The sequence below is a fragment of the Mycetocola sp. Y444 genome (genome assembly GCF_059445295.1).
This window is the reverse complement of record NZ_JCAIUB010000001.1, coordinates 324,167-349,149: the sequence shown is the minus strand read 5'-3', so window position 1 is coordinate 349,149 and position 24,983 is coordinate 324,167. Positions and strand designations below refer to the sequence as shown.

Genomic DNA, 24,983 nt, shown 5'->3' with positions numbered 1-24,983 from the left:
GTCTACGCGCGCTCACTGACAGCACGCCGAGCCGCCGGGTGCCTCACGCCGGCGAGTGCACCTTCAGCTGGGCAGCGGCGAGGCCGTCTGTGGCAATGAGTTCGACGGCGTCTGCGGCATCGGACAGGAGTGGCCCAAGGGCGGCACGCTCGGACGCGCCGAAGTCCTTGAGCACGAAGTCCGCCGGGTCCTGGCGGCCGGGTGGCCTGCCGATGCCCACGCGAACACGAATGAAGTCGGGGGTGCCTGCGGCTTTGGCGATGTCGCGGAGGCCGTTGTGGCCGCCGTGGCCACCGCCGGACTTGAGCTTGAGGGTGTCGAACGGAATGTCGAGTTCGTCGTGCACGACGATGAGCTGCGACGGGTCGAGGGAGTAGAACTTGAGGAGTGCGGCAACGGGGCCGCCGGAGAGGTTCATGTAGCTGTTGGGTTTGGCGAGGATGAGCTTCGGTCCGCCAGGGGCGAGGAAACCTTCGGCGACGACCGCCGGCGTCTTGTGCCTGGTGAATTTGGTGCCGACTCTCGTGGCCAGTTCATCGACGACCATCTGACCGACGTTGTGGCGGTTGCCTGCGTAGGCCGGGCCCGGGTTGCCGAGTCCGACGACCAGCCAGGTGTTCTCAGCCACGATCGGCTCCCTCTTTCTGTTCCACCACATCGGTGAATCCTTCCTTCGACAGCGAGTCTGTGCCCTCGTTAAGGCGACGAACCTGCCGGTCCACAATTCGAAAATCGCGCACCGGCAGGCTCGTCAGGCTATCGACCGAGGTTACTCGGCGGCGGACTCGCCTTCGGCTTCGGCTTCTGCTGCAGCCTCGGCCTCTTCTTCGGTCTCTTCAGGCTCTGCGATGGCAACGACGAGCAGGTCGGGGTCGCTGAGCAGGCTGGAACCGCTCGGCAGCGTGACGTCCTTCGCGAGGATCTGAGCGCCGACCTCAAGGCCCTCGATCGACACGACGAGGTGCTCGGGGATGTGTGTCGCCTCAGCCTCGATCGACAGGGTGGTCGCGTCGCGGTTGATAGCCGAGCCCGGTGCAGGCTCGCCTTCGATGTGGACGGGGATGTCGACGACAACCTTCTCGCCCTTGATGACGACGATGAGGTCGAGGTGCTCGATGATGCGGAGCACGGGGTCCTTCTGGACGTCCTTGACGAGGGCCAGGCTCTCGACGCCGTCGATGTCGAGCTCGAGGAGCGCGTTCGACTTGCGGATGATGAGGCCGATCTGGTGCGCCGGGAGGGCCAGGTGCTTCGGCTCGGTGCCGCGGCCGAACATGACGGCGGGGATCTTGCCTGAAGCGCGGAGCTTGCGGGCAGCACCCTTGCCGAACTTGGTGCGGGTTTCTGCGACTACTTTGTTGTCGTCAGCCATGGTGATTCTCCTTTGGTGAGCCTTACAGCTCTTCGCTTACCGGAGCTATGCTCCGTGGGTCTGGTGCGAGGGCGGCGGACCGGCCTCGGTTCAACTCGAACGCATGTCAGCGTGAGGAAAAGCCAGTTCTTGGGTAAGAAAAGTAAGTGCCTTGCCCACCGCGTCGATAACGGATGCCGCAGTGCCCGTAAGCGCACAGCATCCCTCGCCGAAGTTCAGTCGCCCAGTCTACAGCATCCGTCGGGCGACCCGCTGCGTCAGGCGCCAGCCGCGCCCTCGTCCGCTCGCGCCTCCTCGCCCTCCCGGACGCCCTCTCCCGCCCGGATCCTCGTGACGGCATCATCGACGATGGCCGCGACCGGCCTGTCGATGTCGACGACGATGCCCGGCTCGTCGTCGGCGAGCGGTTCCAGGATCGCGAACTGCGAGTCGAGCAGGCTCGGCGGCATGAAGTGTCCGCTCCTGCCCTCGATCCGGGAGGCGAGCACGTCACGGCTGCCGTCCAGGTGGACGAACCTCGCCTGTGGCGCGCTCTCGAGAATCGCCTCGCGGTACGCGCGCCGCAGCGCGGAGCAGGCGATGACCATCCCGCCGGCGCCGCCGGCATCGGCCAGCGTCCGACCAACCAGGGCGAGCCACGGCCAGCGATCGGAATCGTCGAGAGGATGCCCGGCAGCCATCTTCTCGATGTTCGACTGCGGGTGCAGGGCATCTCCGTCGACGAACGGCACCCCGAGGGCACCGGCGATGAGGGCGCCGATCGTGCTCTTTCCCGATCCGGACACCCCCATCACAATGATCTGCAAGTGGGGCGTGCTCTGCTCTGACATTTGCCGAATCTACCGTCTACCAGTCGTGAACTGTACCGTCGGCGAGACGGTTGTACGGCAGGTATGCGGTTTCGTAGGGGTACTTGCCTGCCTCGTCGACGTTGAGTTCCACCCCGATGCCCGGCTTATTGCCCGGGTGCAGCATTCCGTCGTTCCAGGTGAATGACTGCTCAAAGACACTGTTGGTCTTCTCACCGTGCTGCATGTACTCCTGGATACCGAAGTTGTGAATCGACATGCCGAGGTGCATGGCCGCGGCCATCCCGACGGGCGAGATGTCCGTCGGCCCGTGCATGCCCGACTTGATCTGGTACTGCGCCGCATAATCGAGGACCTTCTTGAGGTGCGAAATTCCACCGGTGTGGGTGACAGCGCTGCGCACGTAGTCGATGAGCTGTTCCCGGATGATCTGCTGGTAGTCCCAGACAGTGTTGAAGATCTCACCGATCGCAAGCGGTGTCGTGGTGTGCTGGCGCACGAGGCGCAGGGCCTCGGGGTTCTCGGCCGGCGTGCAGTCCTCGAGCCAGAACAGGTCGTACGGCTCGAGCGACTTCCCCAGCGTCGCGGCCTGGATGGGCGTCATCCGGTGGTGGCCGTCGTGGAGCAGCGGGATCTCCGGGCCGAACTCGTTGCGCACGGCCTCGAACACTGTCGGAACGTGCCGCAGGTAGCTGCGGGTGTCCCAGTCCTCCTCGTTGGGCAGCGCGCCGCGCTGGGCCGGCTCGTGGTCGTAGCGCACGCCCTTGTTCGCCTCGAATGTCGCGTTTGACGCGATGCCATAGATCGACTTCAGCCCGGGGACCCCTGTCTGGATCCGGATCGATTTGTAGCCCTGCTCCTGGTGCTCGCGCACGCTGTCGAAGAGTTCGGGGAGAGTCTTGCCCGAGGCGTGGCCGTATGCCATCAGCCCCGTGCGCGATGCGCCGCCGAGCAGCTGGTACAGCGGCATCCCGGCGACCTTCGCCTTGATGTCCCACAGCGCGACGTCGACAGCGGCGATGGCCGCCATGGTCACCGGCCCGCGGCGCCAGTACGCACTGCGGTAGAGGAACTGCCAGGTGTCCTCGATGTTGTGGGCTTCGCGGCCGATGAGGAGAGGCACGACGTGCTCGGTCAGGTACGAGACAACGGCGAGTTCGCGACCGTTGAGTGTCGCGTCACCCAGCCCGGTGACCCCGTCCTCTGTCGTGAGCTTGAGCGTGACGAAGTTGCGGTCAGGACTTGTGACGATGACGTCGGCTTTTTCGATCTTCATTGATTTCCTTCTGCGTTGCGACGGCGAACGGATCTACGCCGAGCGTATCGGTGGTGGTCAGTCGGTGGGTGGCGTCGTGTGCTGGCCGCGGTTCACTGTGAACGCGGCTGTTGACAGCGAGGGGTCGATCGGAGTTGCCGCACCGTGCCGGTCACGGCGCTCGGCGATCTCGGCAACGATTTCTTTATGCTTCGCGTCGGTCAGCGGGTAGAAGTACATAATGGCGATGGCGATGATGCTCGCGACAACCGGGATGAGTCCGGCTCCGGCGCGGATGCCCCACACAGCCTGTTCTGACTGGGCGGCCGCGTTTGCGACGTACCCACCCCAGGCCAGGGCGTATGCGGCGAGTGCGCCGCCGACCGCCTGGCCCGCCTTCCTGGTGAATGAAAACAGTGCGTAGACGATGCCCTCCGCGCGAACGCCGGTCTTCCACTCGCCGTACTCGACAGTGTCGGCCTCGAGTGCCCACACCAGCATGTTGACGAGGACGATTCCGAGCTGGCAGACGACGAGTCCGGAGAAACCGAGCCAGACCATGCTCGGCGGCGCGAGGAAGACGATCACTCCGCCGACGCCCATGACAGCGCCGCCGGTCATGTACGCGGTGCGCTTGCCGAAGACGCGGACGATCTTCGGCACGAATCCGGCGAGGCCGAAGACCATGACGAGCTGGATGACCGAGAAGAGTGCGTAGAGGGGCAGGGCGTTGAGCACGTCGCGCAGGTAGTACAGCTGCACGGTGCTGAGAGCGAGCATGCCGGTGAGGAAGACGAATGAACTGATGCAGAGGAGCACGAGCGGCTGGTTGTTGCGAAGAATCGCGAAGCTCTGCTTCATCGTGACGTGGGGCACATCGCGCTTCACACGCTCCCTTGCCGTAAACGCCGTGAAGAAGTAGAGGGCGGTGCCGACGACAACGAAGCCGAGCGTCATGAAGGTGAAAATCGACTGCAGGTCGTTTTCAGGGGTGATCAACGGTGCGACGAAGATACCGAGCGCTGCGCCGACGATCATGGCTCCGACGGTTCGAGCGCTCGCCAGCGTGGCCCTCTCCCCGGGGTCCTGAGTCATCGCACCGGCAAGCGAGCCGTATGGGATGTTGACGAGGCTGTACGCCAGTCCCAGAGCCGCGTATGTGAGGTACGCGTAGACGAGAACGCCGGTCTCACCAATTTGTGGAATAGAGAAGGTCGCGACACTGAGCAGGAGGAGCGGAACCGACCCGAACATGAGAAACGGACGGAACTTGCCGAACCGCTTGCTGTAGGTGCGGTCGACGATTCGGCCGGCGAAAAGGTCGGCAAATGCATCGAAGACGCGCACAACGAGCAGCAGCGTTCCTGCAGCGGCGGCGGAGATCCCCGCGACATCCGTGTAGTAGATCAGGAGGAACATCGTGGCTGTCGTGAACGCCAGGTTGTTCGCGGCGTCTCCAGCGCCATAGCCGATGATGCTGATCTTCGACAGCGCGCCCGTTGCCGGCGAAGCGTGTGAGACCGGTGTGGGTGGCGGGGTGGTCGTGGATGTCATGGGGCTCCTTTACCCGACGGGCAGTTGTTACCGCGCGTCCGATGATCCGACTGCGAGGGGGGCACGTGCGTTCAATGCCCGTTCGTGAGTATCGGCAACCTCACCGTTTCTGGTGCTCGCCATAGTGGTGAGGTTGCCGAGAATTGGGGCGCGAGATACGCGCCGGGTCACAGCACGGAAGACGGACACGGCGGCGGGTTCACGAGCGAACGATGCCGACATGATGCCCTCCTTTGCGCGCCGTTGCGGACCGCATCCTTGCGAGAAATGTGTACTGCAGGTGATGGTTCCTGAAACCGTGATGACGACAAGTCAAGCACGATTACCACCAATTGGCAAGCGGTTGCCAAGCACCGTGGCGCAAGTGTGCTTATCGGCGGATTTGTCGGGTCAGGAGCGCGTCGGAACTGCGTGTTCGGCGACGGAACGGATGCCGTCGAGCACCGCAGCATCGTCCACAAGCCGCTGGTCGATGACGCGCACCAGCTCGGCGAGCGCGTCACCGTCTGAGCCGAGCGCCGCGGTGACATCGGCCGATGACGCGTCCGGGAGATCGGCGCCTGAGAGCACAAGCGCCACCCAGGTTCCAACAGCACGGATAGCCGCATGACCACTCCGACCCGCTGCCCTCTCCGCGAGGATGATCGGGACGGCTCGCACCCGGAGTTTCGTGACGCCGTCCGTGCCGATCTGAGCCAGCCGGTGTTCGATGCGGGCGTTCTCGAAGCGGTCAAGGAGCGCGGAACGGTAGGCGTCGAGATCGAGACCGTCGCCGAGGTGCTCGGTCGCCTCGTCCCAGAACTCGATCACCCAGGCACGACACTCGGGATCGGCCACGGCCGATGCGACGGTCTCATGGCCACGCAGTCTGCCCGCGTACGCAAGCAGGCTGTGCGCCCCGTTGAGCAGCCAGAGTTTACGTCTCTCGAACGGCTCGATGTTCTCGACAAAACGCGCGCCCGCCTTTTCCCAGTCGGGGCGGCCGGCCGGAAATCCGCCGGAGAGGACCCAGTCCCTGAACGGTTCGGTGACAACAGGAGCGTTGTCACGGAAGCCGGTCAGGGTCTTCGCTGTCTCGAGATCTCGCGGGGTGGTTTTCGGGGTGATCCGATCGACCGAGGTCGAGACGAACGACACGTCCTTCGCGATCCACTCGGCGGTCGCCGCGTCGACGAGTTCGGCGAGAGCGAGCACGCCCTGTCTCACGAACGATCCGTTGTCTGGCATGTTGTCGCAGGGGACGATGGCGATCGGCCCTCCCCCGGCGACGCGCCGCGCATGGAGGCCGAGCAGGAGCCGGCCCAGGGTTGTGACAGGGCCGTCGTCATATGAGGACGGCAACGCGCCAGACAGCGCCGCTGTCAGCCAGTCGATGTCATCCTGAACCGCAGCGTCGTCACGGTTCGGCCGACCGTCGGAGGTGAGGCGGTAACCGGCCTCGGTCACCGTGAGCGTGACCAGTGCGGTCTCCGGCGCGGCAACCAGTTCGACGAATCGATCCAGGTCTGCACCATCATGAGCCTCGACGATGCTCGAGACCGTCATCGCGGTGTCCTTTTCGGCGGAGCGTTCGATGAGTGTGTATAGCCCGTCCTGCGGCGCGAGCTCGTCGGCCGCCGTTCGGCTTCGGCCGGTGAAGGCGGCGATCCCCCATTCCCCTGCCGGATCGGAGACGTCGGTGTACCAGGCCTGGTGAGCGCGGGAGAATGCGCCGAGGCCCATGTGAACGATGCGAACGCGGGGTGCGGCATCCGCTCGTCCGGTTTCAAGGCCGAGGGAAGCGCGCGTGAGGCGTGGAGCTTGAGCGTTCGTCACAGTTTGAAGACCTTTCGAGGCAGTGAGTCGACGAGGTCGACGATAATCCGACCCGCTGTCGCTTCGTCGATCCGGCCCTCGCGCACGAGGCGGGCGAGGAATGCCGAGTCGAGTCTGCGTGCCATGTCGTGCCGGGCGGGGATGGAGAGGAAGGCGCGGGTGTCGTCAATGAACCCTGAGCTGCGATAGAAGCCGGCGGTCTCGGTCACCGCCGAACGGAAGCGGAGCACGGAGTCCGGGGCGTCGAGGAACCACCACGGTGCACCGATGTAGACGCTCGGATAGAAACCGGCGAGTGGGGCGACCTCGCGGGAGTAGACGGTCTCATCGACGCTGAACAGAACCAGGTGGAAGTCGGCGTTGTTGCCGTACTTTTCGAGCAGGGGACGCAGGTTCTCGACGTAGGTTGTCGTCACGGGGATGTCGTGGCCTGTGTCGGGGCCGAATGCCGCGAAGGTCTCACTTGAGTGGTTGCGGTAGACACCGGGGTGCACGGTCATCACGAGGCCGTCGTCACAGCTCATGCGCGCACTCTGGAGCAGCATGTGGCCCGCGAACACCCGGGATTCAGCTGGCGTCAATTTTCCGGCGAGTCCCTTCTCGAACAGAGCACCGGCCTCGGCGGTATCGAGGTCGACGGTGAGCGGTTCGAGTACGCCATGGTCAGCAGACACCGCGCCGTTCTCGACGAAGTATCGCCTGCGGCCAGCGAGCGCGTCGAGGTAGCCGGCGAAGCTACCGACGGCGGATCCGTTCCACTCGGCGAGCGCAGCGACACGGTCCGTCCAGCCTGGCGTCGCCGGGTTGAGGTACGCGTCAGGGCGGAACGTCGGCAGCACCCTGCCGGTGAAGCCCGGGTCCGCGGCGAGCGCCCTGTGCGGCGCGAGCGAATCCATCGGGTCGTCCGTCGTCGCGAGCACCTCGATGTTGAACCGGGAGAAGAGCGCGCGTGGCCGGAAGTCGTCGGTGTCGAGTGCCGCCTGGATCTCGTCGTAAATAGCATCAGCGGTCTCGGTACTCGGCTGTACGTCGATGCCGAAGATCTGCGAAAACGTCGACTGCAGCCAGTACCCGGATGCCGTGCCGGCGTAGAGGTGCCAGTTCTCACTGAACGTGCGCCACACCTCACGGGGTGAAGCGACAGCCTCGCCTGACGCCCGGTTCGGGACACCCAGCTCGCTGAGGTCGATGCCGGCGGCGTGCATCAGCCGCGTCACATAGTGGTCATAGCGGATGAACAGCTCGGCCGGGTCGGGGAACGGCTTGTCCTCGACGAGGATCGCCGGATCGACGTGGCCGTGCGGCGAGAGAATCGGGAGGCTCTCGACGTGCTCGAACAGTGTCCTGGCGACGGCGCGGGTTGCGGGGTCGGCGGGAAACAACCGGTCCGGGTCGAGTTGCAGCTTCATTGATACACCTTCATCTGAATAAATTTCGCCCAACCAGCGAGGAGTGTCAACCGGTTGCCAAACATCCTAACCCCATGACAGACTGAGCGGAAGACAGCGGCCCTTTCGGCCGCTGCGGCAATCGGCTTCCAACGAGGGAAGCGACGAATCCAATGGAGGAACCCACGTGGCCACAATCGGCGTCCAGGCAATGATGCTCAAAGACAGTTTCGCCCAGAACGGCACGTTCGAGACGCTCCGCAGGATCACCGACATCGGCTATCACGCCGTCGAAGTCTCTCAGGTTCCGATGACGGCCGAGAACGTTTCCGAGCTGGCCCGCGCGCGGGACGAGCTCGGCATGAATATTGCGTCACTCTCAGCCTCGCTCCGCGTCGCCCCCGGCATGCCGGGCGAATCGCTGTCGACTGACTTCGACAAGATCGTTGCGGATTGCCGCGCGCTCGACACGACGATGCTGCGCATCGGGATGCTGCCATTCGATGCCATGGTGTCGCTCGAGAAGGTCCGCGAGTTCTGCGACGAGACCAACGCGGTCGCCCGCCGACTGGCCGACGAAGGCATCAGCCTGTACTACCACAACCACCACATCGAGTTCGCGAAGTACGAGGGCAAGCACCTCCTCGACATCATCGCCGACCGCGCGCCAGACATGGGGCTCGAGATCGACGTGCACTGGGTACAGCGCGGCGGGCTCGACCCGGTCGGCACGATTCGCAAGTACCGCGATCGCGTCGCGATGGTCCACCTCAAGGACTACCGGATCGGGAAAATCCCCGACGAGGCATTCGCGGCGCTGGCGACGGGCGACTACCCGACGTTCATGGCCGCGTTCACGGGCGTCGTCCAGTTCGCCGAGGTCGGCGAGGGCAACCTCGATTTCCGCGCCATCATCGAGGAGAGCCTGGCGAGCGACGTGCAGTATCTCCTCGTCGAGCAGGACGATCTTTACGGAAGGGACGTCTTCGACTGCCTCCAGACCTCACACGACAACCTCGTCGGACTCGGCTACGGCGACCTGTTCTAGAAACTCGATCCCGACGGAAAACGGGTGCCGCCTCGCGATCACGCGGGACGGCATCCGTTGTGAGACCTGCCGGAGCGCTCAGGACGCAGCGGGGCCCGTCGATTGACGGATGACGAGCTCGGTCTCGATCTTCTCCTCCGACTCGCTGCCATCGTCGCCGGCCCCTCCGGCCACGAGCGCCAGGGCACGCCGGACGGCACGTGCACCGGCCCGGTCGAGGGGGGTGCGAATCGTGGTCAGCGCCGGTGTCGTGAAGTCTGACCCGAAGATGTCGTCGAAGCCGACGATGCTGAACCGCTCAGGCACCGAGATGCCCTCCTCGCTCGCCGCGCGGAGCAGGCCGATGGCCATGAGGTCGTTGTATGCGACAACGGCGGTGACACCGGACGCGAGGATCCGGGTGAGGGCGGCACGGCCGCCGTCGAGGGTTGGAACGCCAGGGCCGATCTCCACCACATTCATTCCGCGGGCAACCGCCTTATCGAGCAGGCTCGCCCAGCGCGTTGAGCTCATCCACGAGTTCGCGGGACCGGACAGGTAGGCGATCGAACGGTGCCCGAGGGACGCGAGATGCGCGAGCGCCCCATCGATGCCGGGGTCGACATCGGGCAGAACACTCGACACCCCGTCGACCTCCCTGTTGATCAACACGAGGGGTTTGTGCGCGGCGAGGCGCTGGATCTCTTCGTCGCGAAGCCGGGTCGTTCCGAGGATCAGCCCGTCAACGGACGGCTGGATCCGCTCGGCGGTGGTCGCCTCCCGCTCCCCCGACTCCTGGGATTCGGCGATGACGAGCGTGTAGCCCTGCTCCGCAGCGGCGTGTTCGGCTCCGCGCACAATGCCGAAGATCATCGGGTTCGTGATATCGGCCAGGAGGAGGCCCAGCGTGCTCGTCCGCCCGGTCGGTAGCGCGCGGGCCATCGGGTTGAGCCGATAGTTGAGTTCCTTCGCCGCGGCGTGGATTCGCTCCTCGGTCTTGATGTTGATCCGGCCCGGCTGGCTGAGGGCTCGGGACACCGTCGACGGATTTACACCGGCGAGCTCGGCGACGTCGTAGATCGTCGGCGCGTTCTTCCCCGGTCGCCCCGCGCGCGAGCGCGCTTTGGGAGCCCCTGCGATGGGGTCGTTCTCGGCGATCTCACGCGGCACGGCTACTCCTTTGGACGTGCACAATGCACGCTGCCCGGCGGGCCTTCTCGGAAGTTCTACGGTAGCGCACGGCTCATCACCCAGCGGGCGAACCCCGCGGCGCTCCGGCCGCGGGGTCCGATCACTTCTTACGACCGGACGGGAAACTTGCCCTCGTCAGCGATGCGCTTGTTGAGTTCCGCGAGGTACTCGCTCTCGTCGAAGTCGAGCGGGACTTCCTTCCCGGTCCAACTGGAGAGGTGGATGGCGTTCGCGAGGCGAACACCCCGAATGCCGTCGGACCCGGGCGCCAGCAACGGTGTGCCGTCGAGGATGTTCGCCGCGAAGTTTTCGAGCACACCCGCGTGCTGGTCGCCCCACGCGGACTCGAACTCGATCGTCTCCGTCGTGTAGAACTCGGTCGGGTCGAGCTGCCCCATGAAGAGCTTGCCAACGTCCTGCATGGACATGCTCTCCGAGAGTTCACGCTCGGGTTTTGCCAGGCGAGTCACGGTCGCTGTCTTGCTGTTTTCGACGACGATTTTGCCCGCGTCTCCCAGAATTTCGAACCGGTCGGTGCCGATGAGGTCGTGGGTCGCCGTGACAAACACGCCGGTCCGTCCGTCGCCGTAGTCCACGACAGCGGTCACTTCGTCTTCGACGGCGATGTCGCGACGGAACCCGTAGGCGACCTTCGAGAAGACCTTCTCCGGCACGCCACAGATCCACTGCCAGAGGTCGAGTTGGTGCGGTGCCTGGTTGACGAGCACTCCGCCGCCCTCTCCGCCCCAGGTGGCGCGCCACTCGCTCTGGTTGTAGTACCCCTGCGGGCGCCACCAGGTCGTGATGATCCAGTTGCTCCGGCGGATCTCGCCGATCTCCCCGGCGTCGACGATCTCTTTGAGCCGGCGGTAGAGCGGGTTGTTGCGCTGGTTGAACATGATGCCAAAGCTCAGATCAGGCACCGTCTCGGCGAACGCAAGCAGTTCGCTGACCTGTTTGGTGTAGACACCCGCGGGCTTCTCGACGAGCGCGTGGATGCCACGCGACAGCGCGTCGATCCCCATTTGCGGGTGCAGGAAGTGTGGAACCGTCGTGATGACGGCATCGACGTCGCCGCTCTCGAGCAGCGCGATGTAGTCGTCGTAGAACGCGGTGTCCGGGTAAGCCGCTCGAACGACACCCGCTTTGGCAGGGTCGATGTCAGCGATGGCCGTTACGACCATGTTCGGGACCATGCCGTCGGCGATGAACTTCGCGTACATCGATCCCTGCGTACCGAGACCGATGATTCCGAGTCGAACTTTCTGCGTCATGAAAGAGTTTTCCGTTCTGTGGTTTCCTGCGTCCACCCGGCTCGTTCCGGGTAAGACTGGTCGTAGACGTCCTGAATGATGTCGAATGATTTGCGCGCCTCGGCCGGATCGATCCAGAACGGAACGCCGGTATCGAGCGCCGAATAGAAGTCACGAATGAGCAGCTCGTGTGACACACCCCAATACGAACGCTCGCCAGCAGCGAGCGTCCGCTCGGATACGGTCTCCACCCGGCCGTCTGCCCACGTCACGGTCAGGGCACCGCGGAGGCTGAGCGTCGCCTTCTCGGTGACGATGTCGACCGCTACCGGCGCATTGGCGACGTTGGCGAGCGTGGCGTAGAAGACGGTTCGAGCGCCGTTTGTGTGGGTCAGCACCATCTCGGCGGTGTCCTCGACCTCGATCACCTCGTCGAGCAGCCGGGTACTGGCGCTGCCGCGCACCGAGGCGACCGGCCCAACGAGCCACTGCACCAGATCGATGGTGTGGATCGCCTGGTTCATCAGCAGCCCGCCCCCGCCCGTCGACCAGAGGCCGCGCCACGGACGATCTTCGTAATACTCGGCGCCACGCTGCCAGAGCACCGTTGCGGATGCCCCGATGATCGCCCCTGTCCTGCCGGAGGCCAGAAGCTCCCTGGCCGCCTGCACCGGGGCGTTGTACCGGTTCTGGAAGCACACGGCGATTCTGGCGCCGCTCTGTGACGCTGCCTCGGTCAACCGTGTAGCTTCCGCCCGGGTGTGGGCGAGAGGCTTTTCGAGCACAACCGGGATCCCCCGCTCGAGCGCGTCGACGGCGATCACCGCGTGCGTGTGATGCGGTGTGCAGATATGGACGACGTCAGGCCGAACCTCGTCGAACAGCCGCACGTGATCGTCGAAACCCGGGACGTTGAGAGCGGCGGATGCCGTGGCGAGCCTGGCAGGATCGGTGTCGCACACGGCAACGACGGCAGCATTCTCCAGGGCGGCAATCGCGGCGAAGTGAAGCGCTGAGATGTCTCCGCAGCCAATGACCGCGGCACGGGTGAGACCGGTCACTTCGTCGACACACCGATGCTGCGGAGTAGACCGTCGAATGCACGAGCGGCCTGGCCGAATGCGCTCGGTCCCGAAAACCCGCCGAGGGTGTGTGCCGCGTCGAGATGAGGCTCGAGCGAGGCGAAGCCCGTGTAGCCGTCGTTGCGCAGCGCGGTGAGGGTTTCGAGTACCTGGCCGTCGCCCTCTCCGGCCGGGACGACGGAACCGGTCGCGGCATCCGCGTCCTTGACCTGGAGGTAGTCGAGGTACGGCCTCAGCATCGCGTAGCCGGCATCGTGGGGATTGGCGACGCCGACTTGCACGAAGTTCGCGCTGTCCCAGGCGAGCCGAAGAGCGCTCGAGGACACGGACTCAACGAGGTCGAGTACGCGCTCGGGAGTGTCGCCGTAGATGTCCTTCTCGTTCTCGTGGAGAAGGGTGATGCCTTCACGCTCTGCCTCATCGGCGAGCAGGCGCATACGCACGAGCACGTCGTCACGGATGTCTTCTACCTCGACACCGTCGGCGCGGAAGAAGGAGAAAATCCTGATGTTGGGAGTGTCGAGTGCGTGAGCGACGCGGATGACGCGGCGCAGCCTCTGTATCTCCAGGTCGGCGTCGAGCGAGACGTCGACCTTTCCGATGGGCGACGCGACGGCTGACGCCCGCATGCCTTCGGCGGAGAGAAGCGTCGTGAGATCGGCGAGCTGATCATCGTCGAGGTCGACGACGTTGGTCCCCCACGCACTGCGCACCTCGATGTGTTCGCTGCCGAGGGCCTTGAGGACGGCGCTCTGGATCCGCGGGTCCGGGTCGATTTCGTCGCCGAAGCCGGAGAGGGTCCAGGTGACAGTGTCGGTCATTGCGTCGTGTCCGCCTTACGTGTTCGCGTCGTTGGGAACCAGCGGGACGAATCCGCGGGCCATGGGCCAACTCTAGGGGCCCGTTGGGATTTTGGCAACCGGTTGACAAAAACTCCGCTCCCGTGTCTGATGGAGGTAGCGACAGGTACCCGTCCGCCATTTCCGAGCGCATGGACACCCCGTCGAGACCCCGTCTCAGGGGGCCGGGGTCTCGACACATTTGGCGCGGCTCCGACCACACCGTACGGTCACGGCAGACCGGTCGTCTCTCGGGGCGGGAGCGCTCAGTTTGCTAGCGTTGACCCTGACCGGCACCACTGTGGCGCTCCAGATTCTCCCGCCGGCGACATCCGTTCACACTATTTCCACTGCATCACATCTAGAGGAGACCTTCATGGCCAACGCACAGGCAAACATCGGCGTGATCGGGATGGCGGTGATGGGATCGAACCTCGCGCGAAACCTGGCGAGCCGTGAGGGCAACACTGTTGCGATCTACAACAGGTCCCCCGAGAAGACGCGCGCCGTCGTTGCTGAGTTCCCCGAGGCCGGATTCGTCGCGGCGGAGACGATCGAGGAATTCGCGGCGTCGCTCTCGAAGCCGCGGACCGCGATCATCATGGTGAAGGCCGGCGCTGGCACCGACGCTGTCATCAACCAGCTGACCGAGGTCTTTGAACCGGGCGACATCATCGTTGACGGCGGCAACGCACTGTTTACCGACACGATCCGCCGCGAGAAGGCAGTTCGCGAGACCGGGATCAACTTCGTGGGTGCCGGGATCTCCGGCGGCGAAGAAGGCGCACTCAAGGGACCGAGCATCATGCCAGGTGGCTCGGCGGAAGCGTGGGAGACCCTCGGACCGATCCTGAAGTCAATCGCCGCTGTCGCCGAAGGCGAGCCCTGCGTCACGCACGTGGGCACCGATGGTGCCGGCCACTTCGTCAAGATGATCCACAACGGCATCGAGTACGCCGATATGCAGCTCATCGCTGAGGCATACGACCTCATCCGCCGCGGCACGGGCAAATCCCCCGCCGAGATCGCCGATATCTTCACCGAGTGGAACAAGGGCGAGCTCGAGAGCTACCTCATCGAGATCACCGCCGAGGTCCTCCGTCAGGTCGACGCCACAACCGGACGGCCCCTCGTCGACGTCATCGTCGACCAGGCGGGCGCCAAGGGAACCGGAGCGTGGACCGTCCAGACGGCGCTCGACCTCGGCATCCCCGTTTCCGGCATCGCCGAAGCCGTGTTCGCACGGTCGCTGTCGTCCAAGCCGGACCAGCGCCGGGCCGCGGCGCACCTGCCGGGACCGTCGACGCCGTGGACGGTCGACAATGCAGACGCATTCGTCGAAGACGTGCGCCAGGCGCTCTACGCGTCGAAAATCATCGCGTACAGCCAGGGCTTCGACGAGATCGTCGCGGGTGCAGAGCAGTACAACTGGGACATCAAGAAGGGCGACATCGCCAAGATCTGGCGCGGCGGTTGCATCATCCGTGCCCAGTTCCTGAACCGAATCACCGAGGCATACGACCAGGACCCGGGACTTGTCGCACTCGTGACGGCACCGTACTTCACCGACGCCGTTTCGCGCACACAGGACGCATGGCGCCGGGTCGTCGTTGCGGCAGCTCAGGCCGGCATCCCATCCCCCGCCTTTGCGTCGTCACTGTCGTACTACGACGGTCTTCGCGCCGACCGGCTCCCCGCCGCCCTCATCCAGGGCCAGCGGGACTTCTTCGGCGCGCACACCTACCGTCGGGTCGACACCGAGGGCACCTTCCACACGCTGTGGTCGGGAGATCGGTCAGAGATCGAAGCGGCAGACACGCACTGATCTCCGTCTAACAGAACTCCTCAGATTACGGGCTCCCCGCACAGCGGGGGGCCCGTTCTCTTTGCGCGCGGCACACCAGCGGCCAGCTCCGAAATCCCTGTACGCTCGAGATTCACAGCCCGGCTCACCGAGGATCCCTGATATGACCAACACCCCAACGCTCGTCGCGACAGAAACCCGTCCAGCGGTGAGCTGGAAGCTCCTGCCAGGCATCCTGCTCGCACTGTCGGGATTCCTCATCTTCGGACTCGATGAGCGCCCGGCCGGCTACATCGCCCTCGCCGTCACGCTTCTCGCGGCGGTGCTCATTGACCGGCGTCTGGCCCGTGACCTCGTGCTCATCGCTGTCGGGCTGCTCGCGCTCAGCCTCGTTCCCATCAACACCGACATCGAGTGGGAGCACATGCTCCTCATGGGTGCTGCCCTTGCTGCGGCGGTGCTCATCCCCTACCTCGTGTCGCGGTTCGTCTACCGCGACCACGCCATCAGGTTCCCCGTCCTGACCGGAAAGCGCTGGACCAGGATCGAGTTCGGCTACCTCATTGCCGTAGTGATTCTCGGCTGGTTCCTGCTGCCGGTCTACATGATTCCGACGGGCGTCTACGAGAACTGGCCAGCGGCATCCGACCCCGGAAGTATCGCGCGGCTTTTCCTCGGAACCAACGCGCTCGGGATCTGGGACGAGCTGTTCTTCATCTGCACGACGTTCGCGCTGCTTCGGCGACACTTCCCGGACTGGCAGGCGAACCTGTTGCAGGCGGTCCTGTTCACGTCGTTCCTGTGGGAACTGGGATTCCACGCGTGGGGCCCGTTCATCATCTACCCCTTTGCGGTGCTGCAGGGATGGATCTTCCGCCAGACGAAGTCACTGAGCTACATCGTCAGCGTCCACCTGCTCTTCGACTTCATCCTGTTCCTCGTCCTGCTCCACGCTCACAACCGGGACTGGCTGGCAATCTTCCTCTACTAGCCGCACGACAGTTTGGTCGCGCCATGCGCTGCCTGCAGAATGGGAAGAACGCCAGGGAGGCCACATGTCGGATTCAGAAATCGCACGGGACACAACAGCGCCGGTGCAGGACCAGCACCAGCAGCTGATCGACGACAAGATCGCCGGCATCCTCATTCAGGAGGAAGCCGACCTTGCCGGGCACGATGAGGCAGAGGTTCTCGAAGCACTGCGCGAGCGGTTCGCCGACGCGGGCATCGCCATCGCCGAGGACGACCTGCTTGAGAGCGCCGCCCGCATCGCCCGGTCGGACCTTCACGGCTTCTCAGGCTAGACGGCCTCGCGCCGTTCCTCGCGTCGTGAGAAACCGGCCACCCGGAAATCGTTAGACTCTTCCATTCGGGCGAAGGATTACCTACCATTTCGGTAGAAGATCCTCCCCGAAAATGGCCCGCTTAGGCGCTAGTGAGAGCACCCGGACGCCGGACCATCACCGAGGGTCTTGGAGGACGGGGTAATCGGGATATCCCGTCCTCTACCCTGAGTGGCACCGGCAGTCCGGCGCCACTCAGTCAGGGTTTGGGGCTACGCCGCCCCATCGAACATGCTCGTCACTGAACCGTCTTCGAAGACCTCGTGAATGGCACGGGCCAGAAGCGGAGCGATGGGCAGGACCGTCAAGCGTTCGAACCGCTTCTCGTCCGGAATGGGGAGCGTGTCGGTCACGACGACCGAGTCGATGAAATCGCTCTGCAGGATCTCTGTGGCCGGGTCGCTGAAGACCGCGTGTGTGGCGGCGACGACAACGCCGATCGCACCGGCGGCCTTGAGAGCTTCCGCTGCGCGAACGATGGTCCGACCGGTGTCGATGAGGTCATCAACGAGGAGGCAGACCCTGCCCTCCACCTGCCCGACGATCTCGTGGACGGAGACCTGGTTGGGAACCAGCGGATCGCGGCGCTTGTGGATGATGGCAAGCGGCACCCCGAGCTTGTCGCTCCAGATGTCGGCGACGCGGACGCGGCCCATGTCGGGCGACACCACGGTAAGCGTTTCAGGGTCGAGCTTCTCACGGAAGTGGTTGAGCAGCACGGGCATGGCGAACAGGTGGTCCACCGGACCGTCGAAGAAACCCTGGATCTGCGCGGCATGCAGGTCGACCGACATGATCCGGTCCGCGCCTGCGACCTTGAACAGGTCGGCAACGAGCCGCGCGGAAATAGGTTCGCGGCCCCGGCCCTTCTTGTCCTGACGGGCATAGGGGTAGAACGGTGCGACGACGGTGATGCGCTTGGCCGAGGCGCGCTTGAGCGCGTCGACCATGATGAGCTGTTCCATCAACCACTCGTTGATGGGAGCCGTGTGCGACTGGATCACGAAGGCATCCGACCCGCGAACGCTCTCGTCGAAACGTGCATACAGCTCACCGTTGGCGAACGTGCGCGCGTCGGTCGGAACGAGTTCGGAGCCAAGTTCGGCTGCAATGTCGACAGCCAGTTGTGGGTGAGCACGACCCGATACGAGGACGAGTCGTTTCTCTCCGCTCATTTTGATGCCAGACACATGGCCCGCTTCCTGCCGGCCGAGCCGGCGTTGTACCGCTTAGTTTTCTTCGTGGGGGTTTGTGGTCTGTCCAGACGCCGCCGCAGCCGCGGTGGCGGCCGCTGTGCCAGCCCGATGAGTCTCGACCCAGCCCGCCATGTTGCGCTGCGGAGCGACGGTGATCGCGAGCGCGCCTGCGGGCACGTCCTTGCGGACGACGGTGCCTGCACCTGTGTACGCGCCGTCTCCAATTGTAACCGGCGCGACGAACACGCCGTGCGAGCCGGTCCGCACGTGCGACCCGACGACCGATGAGTGCTTCTTTACTCCGTCATAGTTGGCGAAGATGCTGCCGGCGCCGATGTTCGACTGCTCCCCGATCTCGGCGTCACCGACGTAGGAGAGGTGCGGAACCTTGCTGCCGGTGCCGATCTTCGCGTTCTTCGTCTCGACGAACGCACCGATCTTGCCGTCAGCGCCGAGGACCGTGCCAGGGCGGAGGAAGGAGAACGGGCCAACCGATGCTCCCGCACCGATCACGGCGAGGGTTGCGTCTGTGCGCTTCACCTCAGCGTTCGCACCGACCTCGCAGTCGACAAGTGTCGTGTCTGGGCCGATGATCGCGCCGGTGGCAACGTCTGTCGCCCTGAGCAGCTGGGTCCCTGGCTTGACTGTGACATCGGGCGCGAGCGTCACCTGCACATCGATCCACGTGGATGACGGGTCCTGGATGGTGACGCCGGAGAGCTGCCAGCCGCGGATGATCATCGCATTGAGTCGTGCCGCCTGGGCGCTCAGCTGGGCGCGATCGTTCACTCCCTCGACGAGCCAGGGTTCAGCGACGGGGATGGCCGAGACCTCGAGGCCGTCCGCCCGGAGCAGGCCGACGACATCCGTCAGGTACTTCTCCCCCTGCGCGTTGTCCGTGGTGAGTTTTGCGAGCTCGGTGCGGAGCATCGACAGGGCGAAGACGTAGACACCAGCATTGATCTCGGACACCGCGCGTTCCGCGTCGGTCGCGTCCTTCTGCTCCACGATGTAGTCGACGGCGCCGTCGGCCGTGCGGATGATGCGCCCATAGCCCGTCGCGTCGGCGAGGACCGCCGACAGCAGCGTCGCAGCGGCACCATCCGCCCTGTGCCGCGAGACCAGGGAGGTGAGGGTGTCGGCGTCGAGAAGCGGCACGTCACCGTTGATGACGAGAACGTCTCCCTCGAAGGCGTCGGGAAGGGCCGCAACGGCCTGCTCAACCGCGCGTCCGGTTCCGGGAACCTCGTCCTGGTCGACGATGATGCTCCCCGGCAGTTCGGCGGTGATGACCTCGACGAGGCTGTCGCGCTCGTGCCTGACCACCGCGACCACGTGTGCGGCGTCGAGAGCCCGTGCCGTTGCCAGCACATGGCTGACCATGGGCACTCCCGCGAGCGGGTGCAGGAGTTTCGGGGTAGCTGACTTCATTCGAGTGCCCTGGCCAGCGGCCAGAATGACGATCGCGAGTTTGGTGTCTGCCACAGGTATATCCCCCGAAGTGTCGATTGGGCCAGGTTTCAGGTGGACCGTTGCTGTTGTGCCGGCACGGAGCCGCTCGTTCCGCTCCGCCTCCAGGACTCGAACCTGGACCGAACAACTCCAAAGGTTGCCGTGCTGCCATTACACTAAGGCGGACCACGCAGGCCGGAGCCTCCGCAAGAGTCAAGTCTGCCAGATAATGGCCGCCGACCCGTCCGGTCCGAGGCACGATAATGGAGAAATGGCCGAAACCAGTGACGAAGTCGACAGGATTGTCGAGGCGTGGGAGCGCGAGCGGCCCGACCTGAACTTCGCTCCTCTCCAGGTGCTCTCGCGGGTATCGCGACTCACGAGGCACCTCGATCGTGCCAGGCGCACCGCGTTCGCCCGCTCGAAGCTCGAGTCGTGGGAATTCGACGTGCTGAGCGCCCTGCGCCGCGCGGGCCGGCCATACACCCTCAGTCCCAAGCAGCTGTTGCAGCAGACCCTCGTCTCGAGCGGGACCATGACCAACCGGATCGACCGGCTTGTGGCATCCGGTCTCGTCGAACGCAAAGCAGACCCCGGAGACGGCCGCGGCATTCTCGTGGTAATGACCCCGACCGGACTCACCCGCGTTGACGCGGCCATCACGAGGCTCGTCGATGCCGAATCGGAGATCCTGGCGTCACTGTCCCCCTCCGATCAGCACCGGCTCGCGGGGCTGCTGCGCAAGCTGAGCCTCGACTTCGACGAGGCTGCCCCGACTAGCGACGCATGATTTTGCGCGCGAGCGCGTTGCCGAAGAACTGGATCAGCTGAACGAAGAGGATCACCACGAGCACTGCTGCCCAGGTGACGATCGGGTTGAACTGCCGGTAGCCGTACTGGATCGCAAAGTTTCCGATGCCGCCACCTCCGATGTATCCGCCAACCGCGCTCATGTCGACGAGCACGATGAAGACAAAGGTGTAGCCGAGGATGAGCGGCCCGAGCGCTTCGGGCAGCAGCACGGTCCGGACAATGTACAGCGGGCTGGCGCCGGCCGCGCGGGCGGCCTCAATGACACCGGGCGACACCGTGAGCAGGTTCTGTTCAACGATGCGACTGATACCGAACGCGGCACCGATGGAGATCGCGAAGATCAGCGCCCCGTTGCCGATTCCGGTACCGAGCACGAGCCGCGCGAGCGGCTGGATGGCCGCAATGAAGATAATGAACGGGATGGGCCGGAAAATGTTGACGAGAACGTTGATCGCCGTGAACGCGACCCGGTTCTCGAGAATCGAGCCCGCTCGCGTCACGTAAAGCCCGAGTCCGATCACGAGGCCGGCGATACCGCCGAACACCAGGCTCACCGCGACGATGTAGAGCGTCTCCCATGCCGCCTCACCCAGCTGGGGAAGAAGATCGATCAGTTTGTCCATGCTCAGCGCACCTCCGTCACTTCAGAGTGGGTTTCGATCTGCGCCAGTGCGGCGTCGAGTGCGGCGTCATCGCCCTGAAGGGCGAGCGTCAGGTGGCCGAAGGCCCGGCCGCGAATGTCGTTGATCCCGCCATAGACGAGTTCGAAGCGGATGCCGGCTGACGCGAGGTCAAGGAAGACCTGCGCTTGCGAGTCGCTGCCATCCCGGAACGAGAAGGTGACGATCCGTCCTTCGTGGCGAGCGCGGAGCGTCGCGACCTCAACCGGTGACGGGACGCCCTGGACGACGGTGGACACGAACCGGGCGGATGCCGCGTTCTGCGGCGAGGAGAAAACGTCGAAGACATCGCCCCGCTCGACGATCCGGCCTCCGTCCATCACCGCCACCTTGGTGGCGAGGCTGCGGATGACGTCCATCTCATGGGTGATGAGGATGATCGTGACGCCGAGTTCCCGGTTGACCCGGTCGAGGAGTGAGAGGACCTCGCTCGTCGTCTCCGGGTCGAGCGCGCTCGTCGCTTCGTCCGCCAGCAGCAACGACGGCGAGGTCGCGAGGGCGCGCGCGATGCCGACGCGCTGCTTCTGGCCTCCGGACAGCTGGTCAGGGTAGTTCTTCGCCTTGTCACTCAAGCCGACGAACCGGAGCATCTCTGCGACTCGTTCGGTGATCTCGGCCGACGGACGGCCCGCCACCTCGAGCGGGTACGCCACGTTCTTTGCAACGGTCTTGGAGTTGAAGAGGTTGAACTGCTGGAAGATCATGCCGATGTCGCCGCGAACAGCGCGCATTGAGCGCTCAGGGAGCGAGGTGATCTCGGTCCCGTTGACGACGATGCTTCCTGACGTCGCCTTCTCGAGCCCGTTCACGAGCCGGACGAGCGTGGACTTCCCCGCTCCCGAGTAGCCGATGATCCCGTAGACGTCGCCTGCTTCGACCTCGATGCTCACGCCGTCGATGGCGACGACCGGCGCGCCACCTTTTTGGGCTGGCGGATAGGACTTGACGACATCCGTCATGCTGACGATGCTCATTGGTGTTCCTCTCGGTGACGCGAACCGGCGCCGGAGCAGTTGCTCCGGCGCCGGGGATCGGGCTGTGGCAGGGCTAGCCCTGTTCCGCGATCTGCTTCTGCTCGGTCTTCAGCGATTCGACCAGCTCCTCAACCGGGGTCTTGACGATGAGAGCCGTTCCTCCCGAGTTGTCAACGACACCGTCCGTGACGGCCGTCGTGTCCTGGTAGATCTCCACGAGCTTCGCGAACGTCTCGTTGTCCTTGTCCTCCGCGCGAGCCGCGAAGATGTTGACGTACGGGATGGAGTTCGGGTCTGACGGGTCGTCCTGGGCGATGGCATCGGTGGCCTCGAGGCCCGAGTCCAGGATGAATTCGTTGTTGATGATCGCCGCGGCGACGTCGGGAAGCGAGGTAGCCGTGAGTGCGGGGTCGAGCTCGGTGACCGTCACGCGTGACTTCGATTCATCGATGTCAGCGACCGTTGAGTAGCTGTCTCCGCCGCCCTCGAGCGTGAGGAGATCCGCGGACTGGAGCACGAGGAGAGCACGTGCGAGGTTGCTTGGGTCGTTCGGCACGGCGATCGTCGCGCCCTCCGGGATGTCCTCGACGGACTCGTACTGAGTGGAGTACAGGCCGAGCGGGTAAATCGCCGTCGAACCAACCGGAACGAGGTCCTGACCGTTTGATTCGTTGTACTGGGCGAGGTAGACGATGTGCTGGAACTGGTTGAGGTCGATCTCGCCCTCGGCAAGCGCAGGGTTGGGCTGGTTGTAGTCGGAGAAATCGACGAGTTCGACGGTGATGCCCTCGTCGGCTGCGGCGTCAACATAGGTTTCCCAGTACGGGTCACTCGCGCCAACAACGCCGATCTTGACTGTCTCGTTCTCGTTGCCGCCATCGCCGGAGCCTGCGTTTCCGGCGCAGCCGGCGAGCAGGGCAGCGATGGGCAGGATCGCCAGGGTGGCGAGTGCGCTCTTCAGGGGGGATTTCTTCACTGTGTGTCCTCTTCGCTGTGTCGTGCGTCATCCGGCCATTGAATGCAGGGCACAGAAACTGACGCCACGCAGTGCGAGGCGTTCTGGGATGGAGTGTCTGCGCTCCCAACTCCGGGGCACAGCGTTTAAGTTAGCTGTGTTTTCTGCCAAACGCGAGATGAACCGTCACCGTTCGTAACAGAAAATCCGACGGGATGACCGCCCGTGAAATTATCTTCACATCCACGGCCTGTGGGGGCAAGACCGAGGTGCCGACCCGGCGCCCAATCGACTTTGCATGAATTCCGTTCAGGCCCTGGTTACGCACCGATGCGCCTGGTCCCCTTCTCTGACCGGGACTACTGCCCGCCGAACCCTGTCGTGGCTATGCCCTTGATGATCTGGCGCTGGAAGAAGAGGAAGATGATGATGAGCGGGAGGGCCGCGAGAAGCGCCATCGCCATGTTCTGGGCGTACTGAACTCCGTATGCGCTCTTCACGGTTTGCAGTCCAACAGGGAGCGTCATCAGTGACGTGTCGTTGATGACGATGAACGGCCAGAGGAAGTTGTTCCACGCCGCGATGAACACGAAGATCGACACCGCCGCGAGGATCGGACGTGACAACGGCAGCACGATCGACCAGAAGAGCCTGAGCCGGCTCGCTCCGTCGACCCGCGCCGCGTCTTCGAGCTCGATCGGAATCTGGTCGAAGAACTTCTTGAGGATGTACACCATCGGCGGGGCGACGACCTGCGGCAGGATGAGGCCCCAGTAGGTATCGACCATGTTGAACGCGAGCATCTCGTAGAACAGCGGGATGATGAGCACCTGCGGCGGGATGATGATCGACGCGATGATCACGAAGAAGAGCCACTTGCGGCCGGTGAAGTCCAGGCGGGAGAACGCGTACGCCGCGAGTGCACTCGTTGCGACGGTCAGTACGGTGATGATCGCCGAACTGAGCAGGCTGTTGATCGCCCAGACCGGGATATTTCCTTCTTCAAGCACGCTCGCGTACGCCTCGAGAGTGAATCCGTTGGGCGCGAGCCAGCTGACCGGCGTCGCACCGGCATCCGCTTCTGTCTTCAGGGACGTAACGAGGGCCCAGGCAAACGGAAGGAGCCACGAGATGGCCATGAGAGTGAGGATGACGAGGGCGACGATCCGGCCAACCCCAAAGGGCTTCTCTCCGGGGCGGCGCGGCGCCTTAGGCCGCGGCTCCGCGACTCTGGCTTCCTTGGGAAGTTCGAGAGTGGTCATGACCGCGCTCCCTTTCGAGACGTGATTCTCAGCTGGACCAGCGAGACCAGGATGATCACCGCGAAGAAGATGAAGGACACAGCGGCGGAGTATCCGAAGCGGTACCCGGTAAAGCCGAGGTCGAAGATATAGACGACGGCAGAGCGGGTCGTGCCGGCCGGGCCGCCCTGGGTCATCTGGAATATCTGATCGAACACCTTGAGCGACGCGAGGACCTGAAGAATGATGATGAGGCCCGTTGTCGGCGCGAGCTGCGGGACGGTGATGGAGAAGAGCTGCCTCCACTTGCCCGCACCGTCGAGAGCCGCTGCCTCGTACTGCTGTTCGGGAATGTTCTGCAGGGCGGCGAGGTACAGCAGGAAGTTGAAGCCGACGGTCCACCAGACCGTGGCTATCACCACCCCGAGCATCGCCCACTTCGGATCCTGCAGCCACGCGATGGGCTCGACACCGAACGGCTTGAGCATCTCGTTGATGAGGCCGAGCTGCGGGTTGAACAGCCACACCCAGATCAGGGAGACGACAGTCGACGCCAGGAGGAACGGCATGAAGAAGGAGAGCCGCCATAGCCACTGGCCCGGCAGGCCGAGGTCGACGAGCAACGCCATGACGAGCGCGATGAGCACGAGCGGAATCGTCGAGAGGACCGTGAACCACAGCGTGTTGAGCATGGCCCGCCACATGTCGGGGTCAACGAGTGCCTCGGCGTAGTTGGCGAAGCCGACGAACTCCCCGCCGGCGCCGGTGAGCGTCGTTCCTGTGAAACTGAGATACAGGCCGAAGACGATCGGCCAGACGAGGAAGAGGACGAAGAACACTCCGAACGGGGCGATGAACGCCCAGCCGGCGAGATTGTCTTTGCGCTTTCGCGCGTTCTTCGTGTCCCCCCGTGCCACTGTGGCGGCTTGTGCGCGGTTGC

23 protein-coding genes and 1 tRNA gene are annotated in these 24,983 nt (G+C 64.4%); 5 read left to right on the top strand and 19 right to left on the bottom strand.

Features of this window, described 5'->3' with window-relative positions; genetic code table 11:
- Nucleotides 1–43: 43 nt before the first annotated feature.
- The 7 genes from pth to uxaC form a co-directional block, all read right to left on the bottom strand.
- Nucleotides 44–658, bottom strand: coding sequence for an aminoacyl-tRNA hydrolase (gene pth / locus AC1C2M_RS01650; RefSeq protein WP_495435024.1), 615 nt, complete (start codon nucleotides 656–658; stop codon nucleotides 44–46).
- A 111-nt stretch (nucleotides 659–769) separates the two neighbouring features.
- Complete coding sequence (locus AC1C2M_RS01645) at nucleotides 770–1,372, bottom strand: 50S ribosomal protein L25/general stress protein Ctc (protein ID WP_495434388.1); 603 nt, start codon at nucleotides 1,370–1,372, stop codon at nucleotides 770–772.
- Nucleotides 1,373–1,629: 257 nt separating this feature from the next.
- A complete protein-coding gene (locus AC1C2M_RS01640) occupies nucleotides 1,630–2,202 on the bottom strand; it encodes a gluconokinase (protein WP_495435023.1) in 573 nt (190 codons plus the stop codon).
- A 16-nt stretch (nucleotides 2,203–2,218) separates the two neighbouring features.
- On the bottom strand, nucleotides 2,219–3,457 hold the full coding sequence (manD, locus tag AC1C2M_RS01635; RefSeq protein ID WP_483404682.1) for a D-mannonate dehydratase ManD: 1,239 nt from the start codon (nucleotides 3,455–3,457) through the stop codon (nucleotides 2,219–2,221).
- A gap of 57 nt (nucleotides 3,458–3,514) precedes the next feature.
- Complete coding sequence (uidB, locus tag AC1C2M_RS01630; RefSeq protein ID WP_495435022.1) at nucleotides 3,515–4,990, bottom strand: glucuronide transporter; 1,476 nt, start codon at nucleotides 4,988–4,990, stop codon at nucleotides 3,515–3,517.
- Nucleotides 4,991–5,380: 390 nt separating this feature from the next.
- On the bottom strand, nucleotides 5,381–6,805 hold the full coding sequence (locus AC1C2M_RS01625; RefSeq protein WP_495435021.1) for a mannitol dehydrogenase family protein: 1,425 nt from the start codon (nucleotides 6,803–6,805) through the stop codon (nucleotides 5,381–5,383).
- Nucleotides 6,802–8,214, bottom strand: coding sequence for a glucuronate isomerase (gene uxaC / locus AC1C2M_RS01620; RefSeq protein ID WP_495435020.1), 1,413 nt, complete (start codon nucleotides 8,212–8,214; stop codon nucleotides 6,802–6,804). The genes AC1C2M_RS01625 and uxaC overlap by 4 nt, the downstream gene beginning before the upstream one ends.
- Nucleotides 8,215–8,380: 166 nt before the next feature.
- Between uxaC and AC1C2M_RS01615 the strand changes: the two genes are divergently transcribed.
- On the top strand, nucleotides 8,381–9,241 hold the full coding sequence (locus tag AC1C2M_RS01615; protein ID WP_495435019.1) for a sugar phosphate isomerase/epimerase family protein: 861 nt from the start codon (nucleotides 8,381–8,383) through the stop codon (nucleotides 9,239–9,241).
- Between the two features lie 78 nt (nucleotides 9,242–9,319).
- On the opposite strand, the gene AC1C2M_RS01610 is transcribed toward AC1C2M_RS01615, so the two are convergent.
- The 4 genes from AC1C2M_RS01610 to AC1C2M_RS01595 all read right to left on the bottom strand — a co-directional run bounded on the left by AC1C2M_RS01610 (nucleotide 9,320) and on the right by AC1C2M_RS01595 (nucleotide 13,567).
- Nucleotides 9,320–10,390: a LacI family DNA-binding transcriptional regulator gene (locus AC1C2M_RS01610; protein WP_495435018.1), complete on the bottom strand. Its 1,071-nt coding sequence runs from the start codon at nucleotides 10,388–10,390 to the stop codon at nucleotides 9,320–9,322.
- A gap of 128 nt (nucleotides 10,391–10,518) precedes the next feature.
- Nucleotides 10,519–11,685: a Gfo/Idh/MocA family protein gene (locus AC1C2M_RS01605; protein ID WP_495435017.1), complete on the bottom strand. Its 1,167-nt coding sequence runs from the start codon at nucleotides 11,683–11,685 to the stop codon at nucleotides 10,519–10,521.
- Nucleotides 11,682–12,725: a Gfo/Idh/MocA family protein gene (locus AC1C2M_RS01600; RefSeq protein WP_495435016.1), complete on the bottom strand. Its 1,044-nt coding sequence runs from the start codon at nucleotides 12,723–12,725 to the stop codon at nucleotides 11,682–11,684. Before AC1C2M_RS01600 ends, AC1C2M_RS01605 begins: the two co-directional genes overlap by 4 nt.
- Nucleotides 12,722–13,567 carry a sugar phosphate isomerase/epimerase family protein gene (locus AC1C2M_RS01595; RefSeq protein WP_495435015.1) on the bottom strand — a complete coding sequence of 282 codons (846 nt, stop codon included), beginning with the start codon at nucleotides 13,565–13,567 and terminating at the stop codon, nucleotides 12,722–12,724. Before AC1C2M_RS01595 ends, AC1C2M_RS01600 begins: the two co-directional genes overlap by 4 nt.
- 394 nt (nucleotides 13,568–13,961) lie before the next feature.
- Between AC1C2M_RS01595 and gnd the strand changes: the two genes are divergently transcribed.
- The 3 genes from gnd to AC1C2M_RS01580 all read left to right on the top strand — a co-directional run bounded on the left by gnd (nucleotide 13,962) and on the right by AC1C2M_RS01580 (nucleotide 16,693).
- A complete protein-coding gene (gene gnd, locus AC1C2M_RS01590) occupies nucleotides 13,962–15,410 on the top strand; it encodes an NADP-dependent phosphogluconate dehydrogenase (protein WP_495435014.1) in 1,449 nt (482 codons plus the stop codon).
- 142 nt (nucleotides 15,411–15,552) lie between these two features.
- The gene (locus tag AC1C2M_RS01585) at nucleotides 15,553–16,380 is read left to right on the top strand and encodes a CPBP family glutamic-type intramembrane protease (protein WP_483404692.1); all 828 of its coding nucleotides are present in this window, start codon (nucleotides 15,553–15,555) and stop codon (nucleotides 16,378–16,380) included.
- Between the two features lie 64 nt (nucleotides 16,381–16,444).
- A complete protein-coding gene (locus AC1C2M_RS01580; protein WP_483404693.1) occupies nucleotides 16,445–16,693 on the top strand; it encodes a hypothetical protein in 249 nt (82 codons plus the stop codon).
- Nucleotides 16,694–16,944: 251 nt separating this feature from the next.
- Here the strand turns inward: AC1C2M_RS01580 and AC1C2M_RS01575 are convergent, their stop codons facing one another.
- The 3 genes from AC1C2M_RS01575 to AC1C2M_RS01565 all read right to left on the bottom strand — a co-directional run bounded on the left by AC1C2M_RS01575 (nucleotide 16,945) and on the right by AC1C2M_RS01565 (nucleotide 19,566).
- Nucleotides 16,945–17,922 (bottom strand): ribose-phosphate diphosphokinase, encoded by a 978-nt coding sequence (locus AC1C2M_RS01575; protein WP_108391572.1) that lies wholly within the window; start codon nucleotides 17,920–17,922, stop codon nucleotides 16,945–16,947.
- Between the two features lie 39 nt (nucleotides 17,923–17,961).
- Nucleotides 17,962–19,413, bottom strand: a complete 1,452-nt coding sequence (gene glmU, locus AC1C2M_RS01570; RefSeq protein WP_495435013.1) for a bifunctional UDP-N-acetylglucosamine diphosphorylase/glucosamine-1-phosphate N-acetyltransferase GlmU — start codon at nucleotides 19,411–19,413, stop codon at nucleotides 17,962–17,964.
- 81 nt (nucleotides 19,414–19,494) lie between these two features.
- Nucleotides 19,495–19,566: transfer RNA gene (locus AC1C2M_RS01565), tRNA-Gln, on the bottom strand.
- 85 nt (nucleotides 19,567–19,651) lie between these two features.
- Here AC1C2M_RS01565 and AC1C2M_RS01560 point away from each other — a divergent pair.
- A complete protein-coding gene (locus tag AC1C2M_RS01560) occupies nucleotides 19,652–20,170 on the top strand; it encodes a MarR family winged helix-turn-helix transcriptional regulator (protein WP_483404695.1) in 519 nt (172 codons plus the stop codon).
- Here the strand turns inward: AC1C2M_RS01560 and AC1C2M_RS01555 are convergent.
- The 5 genes from AC1C2M_RS01555 to AC1C2M_RS01535 form a co-directional block, all read right to left on the bottom strand.
- Nucleotides 20,157–20,816, bottom strand: coding sequence for a methionine ABC transporter permease (locus tag AC1C2M_RS01555; RefSeq protein ID WP_495435012.1), 660 nt, complete (start codon nucleotides 20,814–20,816; stop codon nucleotides 20,157–20,159). The genes AC1C2M_RS01560 and AC1C2M_RS01555 overlap by 14 nt on opposite strands.
- 2 nt (nucleotides 20,817–20,818) lie before the next feature.
- Nucleotides 20,819–21,847 carry a methionine ABC transporter ATP-binding protein gene (locus tag AC1C2M_RS01550; protein WP_495435011.1) on the bottom strand — a complete coding sequence of 343 codons (1,029 nt, stop codon included), beginning with the start codon at nucleotides 21,845–21,847 and terminating at the stop codon, nucleotides 20,819–20,821.
- A 73-nt stretch (nucleotides 21,848–21,920) separates the two neighbouring features.
- Complete coding sequence (locus AC1C2M_RS01545; RefSeq protein WP_495435010.1) at nucleotides 21,921–22,823, bottom strand: MetQ/NlpA family ABC transporter substrate-binding protein; 903 nt, start codon at nucleotides 22,821–22,823, stop codon at nucleotides 21,921–21,923.
- Nucleotides 22,824–23,161: 338 nt separating this feature from the next.
- The gene (locus AC1C2M_RS01540; protein ID WP_495435009.1) at nucleotides 23,162–24,064 is read right to left on the bottom strand and encodes a carbohydrate ABC transporter permease; all 903 of its coding nucleotides are present in this window, start codon (nucleotides 24,062–24,064) and stop codon (nucleotides 23,162–23,164) included.
- Nucleotides 24,061–24,960 carry a carbohydrate ABC transporter permease gene (locus AC1C2M_RS01535; protein ID WP_483404979.1) on the bottom strand — a complete coding sequence of 300 codons (900 nt, stop codon included), beginning with the start codon at nucleotides 24,958–24,960 and terminating at the stop codon, nucleotides 24,061–24,063. The genes AC1C2M_RS01540 and AC1C2M_RS01535 overlap by 4 nt, the downstream gene beginning before the upstream one ends.
- Nucleotides 24,961–24,983 lie beyond the last annotated feature (23 nt).

Excerpts from the sequence above, each read along its gene's own strand:
- pth (WP_495435024.1), bottom strand. The coding sequence starts at position 658 with ATGTGGTGGAACAGAAAGAGGGAGCCGATCGTGGCTGAGAACACCTGG.
- AC1C2M_RS01645 (WP_495434388.1), bottom strand. The coding sequence starts at position 1,372 with ATGGCTGACGACAACAAAGTAGTCGCAGAAACCCGCACCAAGTTCGGC.
- AC1C2M_RS01640 (WP_495435023.1), bottom strand. The coding sequence starts at position 2,202 with ATGTCAGAGCAGAGCACGCCCCACTTGCAGATCATTGTGATGGGGGTG.
- manD (WP_483404682.1), bottom strand. The coding sequence starts at position 3,457 with ATGAAGATCGAAAAAGCCGACGTCATCGTCACAAGTCCTGACCGCAAC.
- uidB (WP_495435022.1), bottom strand. The coding sequence starts at position 4,990 with ATGACATCCACGACCACCCCGCCACCCACACCGGTCTCACACGCTTCG.
- uxaC (WP_495435020.1), bottom strand. The coding sequence starts at position 8,214 with ATGAAGCTGCAACTCGACCCGGACCGGTTGTTTCCCGCCGACCCCGCA.
- AC1C2M_RS01605 (WP_495435017.1), bottom strand. The coding sequence starts at position 11,685 with ATGACGCAGAAAGTTCGACTCGGAATCATCGGTCTCGGTACGCAGGGA.
- AC1C2M_RS01595 (WP_495435015.1), bottom strand. The coding sequence starts at position 13,567 with ATGACCGACACTGTCACCTGGACCCTCTCCGGCTTCGGCGACGAAATC.
- gnd (WP_495435014.1), top strand. The coding sequence starts at position 13,962 with ATGGCCAACGCACAGGCAAACATCGGCGTGATCGGGATGGCGGTGATG.
- AC1C2M_RS01585 (WP_483404692.1), top strand. The coding sequence starts at position 15,553 with ATGACCAACACCCCAACGCTCGTCGCGACAGAAACCCGTCCAGCGGTG.
- AC1C2M_RS01580 (WP_483404693.1), top strand. The coding sequence starts at position 16,445 with ATGTCGGATTCAGAAATCGCACGGGACACAACAGCGCCGGTGCAGGAC.
- AC1C2M_RS01560 (WP_483404695.1), top strand. The coding sequence starts at position 19,652 with ATGGCCGAAACCAGTGACGAAGTCGACAGGATTGTCGAGGCGTGGGAG.
- AC1C2M_RS01555 (WP_495435012.1), bottom strand. The coding sequence starts at position 20,816 with ATGGACAAACTGATCGATCTTCTTCCCCAGCTGGGTGAGGCGGCATGG.
- AC1C2M_RS01550 (WP_495435011.1), bottom strand. The coding sequence starts at position 21,847 with ATGAGCATCGTCAGCATGACGGATGTCGTCAAGTCCTATCCGCCAGCC.
- AC1C2M_RS01540 (WP_495435009.1), bottom strand. The coding sequence starts at position 24,064 with ATGACCACTCTCGAACTTCCCAAGGAAGCCAGAGTCGCGGAGCCGCGG.